Origin of the sequence: Synechococcus sp. H55.2 (genome assembly GCF_047462495.1) — a bacterium.
Lineage (GTDB): Bacteria > Cyanobacteriota > Cyanobacteriia > Thermostichales > Thermostichaceae > Thermostichus.
In genome coordinates, this window is the sequence record NZ_JANSJH010000141.1 from 1 (window position 1) to 4,561 (window position 4,561).

Genomic DNA, 4,561 nt, shown 5'->3' on the forward strand with positions numbered 1-4,561 from the left:
GACTGTAGCTCATGCGGCCATAGTAATGGCGGCCTACCAGGGTAAGAACCGGCACCCCCATGTAAAGGGCTTCCATGGTGTGGGTTGCACCTGTGTAGGGAAAAGTATCTAGAATAAGATCAACGCAACCCAGTTGCCCACGGTGCTCCTCTGCTGTCTTAGTTGTAGCTAGGAAGCGTACTTTTTCATCTACTCCTAATTCTTTCGCCTTTGTCTTGTAGCGACTAATTACAGTAGATATCTCACCAGAGACTTTGACAATTAAGATTGCATTTTTGACTTCTTTAGTTATCCGTAAGTGAGCTTCAATACACTCCGAGGTACGCTTATAAGCACTAGATGCTGTTAAGAACAGTAAGTGATAAGGTTTTACATTAAGCTTACTCTTAAACTCATCTTTGGCTAAAGGAAAGAAATCTAAACTATCAATGGCACAGTAGCTCGGCAAACGAATTATTTTCTCTTGGTAATCAACTTGAGCATCCTCTGGCAGTATGTGTGGGTCGGCCAGAAAATAGTCAAACTCCGGCAATCCGACAGCATCTCCGCCTAACCATCCTATTTGAATAGGTGCGCACCGCAAGGCTGCACTCATATTTGCTTCGTGAATGGTTAAGGAGTCCATAAAAATCATGATGTCAACTTGGTCTTCGCGAGCTTGGGACACTACCTTGGGAATTGGCGTACCTTTTGGAAGGATGCGAAAGAACAAGTGATCGTGAGAGCTAAATCTTTGATAGAGATTATCATGCGAAGCTATTTCTTCAGTTGAATGTCCCCAAAAGTAATAGTACGATACATCCAAAGCTCCGCGATTTTGCAATCTTAACGAAGATTCGCTTAGGAAACCTACAGAATGACGCCGAAAGCAATTTCCTAAGTATCCTATGTGAGGCTTCTTGTGTGCTTTGTACAGCGCTTTCTGTTTTTCCCAGTGCTCCAACCAGGTAAAGTTTCTCTGCCTGGCCATGAGATTGAGAGTTTGAGAGAGAATTCGCCCGCCCAGTTGCTGATACCTTCTGATAAGCGATCTATCATCACTAACATAACTCCAGCAGAAGGCAACCCTGGACAAAATAACTCTGGCTATTGTCAAGCTATCCGATAGATTTTCAAGTGTCACCTGCCAGTCTTCCAGAAGGCAGGAACTCAGATGTTCTGTGATTTTGTCAATGATGTCTTTGATTTTTTCAGATTTAGAGGTGCGAATCAGCTTTTCTAGTGATTCGGCGAGAAGAGCTAGATAAACTATCAAGTTATCTTTATTCTCATCGGCAAGTGCTAAAAGTCTATCGCCAATTAGGCTGTAGTAATTGCTTGCTGAGTTATAGGATATTGCACCAACTATTTGATTAAACTCAGTTCTGATTATATCCTCTACTTTGTAGAGCCCATCGTAGTCTTTAGCTTTGTCTGGACTGAAAATAATTGCTAATTGAGATAGCAAACCTATAAATGCCGTTTTTTGGGCTTCTTGCAGTAATGGGATTAGTGAGTTTGCGATTGCGAAAAATAGATCTATATAACCTTTATCCAGCAATAGGGTAAGCGCTTTTACTGATTGAGAGCTTTCCTCTATGCGAACCGTGTTTGAATGAGCACTCTTGGTCTGTTTGTCAAGACACTCTAGGAGAGCTTGACCGTATAGCACTACTGACAAATCGTCTTCTGAGTCTACTGCATGAATTAAGAGCTTCTCAACGTTGTCTTTTTGTAGAGGATCTAGCTCAAAAGCTATCTCCCTTAGCTTTAGGGAAATCTGAAGGCCTTGCCTCTGACCTTTACCTTCGACGCTTTCCAGCTGGGTAGCTGCTTCTAGGATTGCCGAAGAGGCCTGTTGGCCCGAAAGAAGACCCTCAGTAACCAGCGACCTGAGAGTTAAGTAGGCCCTGCGGTGGTGAGGTGCAGATTGGAGAGCTTGGCAGAGCCGGGCAAGGGTGAAATCAGCCTTATCCAGAGCCTTGCTGATAGGCTGCGACCCGGCCAAGAGCTGCTCGAGGAAATAGCCCCACTCCGGGGGAGATAGGTTTTGATAGATTTCTCTGACCTGACCTTGAAATGCGTCGGGCTGATCGTCTTGCATAACCTTGACCTCGGCAGCCAAGGCCTCAAGGCTTGAATCGGAAGGCAAAGTAGAAAATTTACCTATCATACCAGAAAAGCTAAGCACTTGAAAGCACTAAAGTACCACCTTTCCCACTCGATGGCAAGATTCGGCAAGATCCGCAACTTTGCGTAGGGGGAGGCTGATATGGACTGGCGGTGGCGTGGGTATGCTAGGGCTAGCAGCTAAGCTGCGATGTCAAGTATGAACTACCTCTCTAAAGGACATAAGCCATGAGTGCCAAGACTCGTCAATCTTTGCTGCGTGCCAAGCTGGCACAGCAGCTCCTTTCCAAAGCCAAAGGCTTCACCTTGATCGAGCTGCTGGTGGTGATTGTGATTGTGGGTATTCTGACCGCGATTGCTGTTCCCCAGTTCTTGAACCAGATCCGTCGTGCCCGCGCTGCTGAGGGGCAAACGGCCCTAACTGCTGCTTCTCGTGGCGCCGAGGTCTACCGTATGGACACGACTGTGTACCCCGAAGGGTGGGCCAATATCGCTCCCGATCAGTGTAACACAAACGACAGAGCTGCACCCGACTACTGCGGACCGCAGGGTGACAAGTTCGTGAACGATCCCTGGGCTTCATATACCGCAAACTATGCGGAACCCACGTTCGACGGCGGGGGCACGCCAACTGGTGCAGTGATTTCAACAGAGGCAACCACGGCTTCCTATGTCAACCGCAGCAACGAGCCAATTAAATGTGAGATTGGTGTGGGAGATCAAGCTACTGAAATTGCAGAGAATAGTGAGTTCTATGTAGGCCGCTCTTGTAACGTGTTTGACTAATCTACTCTGAGTGCCCCATACTGCTCCCCAGATTTGGGGAGCTTTTTTAGTGCTTTGGGAGGGATTGGGAGAGGTTCTTGGCACAAGGTGCTCTGGCCATTGCCCTCCCCTAGAGCCTTAAAATGTAAGCAGCTTAGGGGTGTCACTTTAGCTGCTCAAGGGATCCGAAAAATGTCGGTTCGTCAACCAAAGCCAAAGTCGATTAACGGAAACGCCCGCAAATACTACAGATATCAGGAAGCCTGGAGACGCATAAAGCGAGCACAGGAAGAGGAATTCTTTCTAGAAGTGGTGACCATTGCAGAAAGCATCATTACCGACCGTCTGATTTCTCGCTTGGTCAAGGTTGAGAAGTTTATCCCCAGTGCTCAAAACTATTCGTTCCACCTTTTAATCAAAAAATGGAAAAAACGGCTACAAGCAGAACATACAATCATGTTGAGAAACCAGAAACACTTCGAGAGCTGATTCGCCAAGTAAGTGAATGGCGAAAGCAGAGAAATGCAGAGAAATTATGTTGTTCACGGGATTGTGAAGGATAATGCTGATAGTGAGGGACAGAGCATAGAAGATTTCATTGTCAAGGCTAAAAAAGTCGCTGAAATAGGAAGACAATTGGCTAGGAGAGTTTCTGCATGGCAGCAGAAACATAAGAGATATACCGTAGGGGAAAATAAAGTAAAGTGAATAGAGTTTCAGACTAATTCAGCCGAGCGGATCCTTTTGCCAGTAACTGCGAAGGGTAGGAAATGGGAGTGAGGATACCCTTCTCTACTAAGCTTTGGTTAATCATAGGGTTGTCGTAGAGTGTGAGCTCTTGATAAAGAGCCACCATTTGATTGATATCTCCTGAGCAGTAGGCATCTCGTGAGCGCAAGTGGAAGGGAACTCGAATGAGATTTGATTTTGAGCGCCACCAGTAGTCGGGAAAGTTTCCCAGTTGAGCGTACTTCTTGTAGTAGTTCTGGAAGCCGCAATTCAGGTAGTGCAAAACGGTTGGAGATGAGGTGACTAGGGTATGCTCCTCTGGAATGTCGAAACTATGTACGCTATTTGGCAAAATACTGGGATAAACTCGAGCTGCTGATTTCCCATTTTGATAAGCTAGAAAGTATTGGCTCTTGCCAGAGGTACTCTGAAACTTGGCATAAAAATCTGGATCTAAAACAGCAGGGTTTCTCTTGAACAGAGTAACTTCGCGAAAGTAATCTTCAATCTCAAACTTTTCGGGGGCCGCCTCGTAGTTTAAGAAGCGAACCTGAAGTATGTCGTTATCTAGCTGGTCAAACCAGTCCAAAGTAAGTGCCTCGCCGAGATAGAAGAGCTCATCTCCATCAATATGAATGATCCAATCCATGCCTTGGTCAAGGGCAAGCTGTATAGCAGTTTCCACATTTAAAATCTGGCGGGCCATGACCTCGTAGCCAACATGAGGGCCATATTTCGCATAGAGGATATTGCCTAGCGCTTGCTGGACTTGCAAAGCTTCGTCATTGGGAATAGCTGTTACGTCGGAGAATCTAAGCGCTATCTGAGCAGCGGGATCCTCTGGATCGTCAAAGAAGATATAGATGTGGGCGATTCCAATGGCGAGGTGGTAGCGAATAAAGGATTCCAAGCAAACTCCTGGATCCCGAACCGTGGTAACAATACAGACTCTGGCCAT

3 protein-coding genes and 1 pseudogene are annotated in these 4,561 nt (G+C 46.2%); 2 read left to right on the forward strand and 2 right to left on the reverse strand.

Going from position 1 to position 4,561, the window contains the following annotated elements; all coding sequences use genetic code 11:
* A pseudogene (locus tag NW844_RS12175) lies at positions 1-2,152 on the reverse strand (FkbM family methyltransferase); the annotation flags it as partial.
* Between the two features lie 185 nt (positions 2,153-2,337).
* On the opposite strand from NW844_RS12175, the gene NW844_RS12180 reads away from it, so the two are divergent.
* Entirely contained in the window at positions 2,338-2,895 is a 558-nt protein-coding gene (locus tag NW844_RS12180) for a type IV pilin protein (protein ID WP_414335997.1), read from the forward strand.
* 171 nt (positions 2,896-3,066) lie between these two features.
* Positions 3,067-3,363 (forward strand): hypothetical protein, encoded by a 297-nt coding sequence (locus NW844_RS12185; protein WP_414335999.1) that lies wholly within the window; start codon positions 3,067-3,069, stop codon positions 3,361-3,363.
* A gap of 232 nt (positions 3,364-3,595) precedes the next feature.
* Here NW844_RS12185 and NW844_RS12190 read toward each other — a convergent pair.
* Positions 3,596-4,561: glycosyltransferase family 2 protein (locus NW844_RS12190; RefSeq protein ID WP_414336000.1), on the reverse strand; the 966-nt coding region annotated here is incomplete at its 5' end.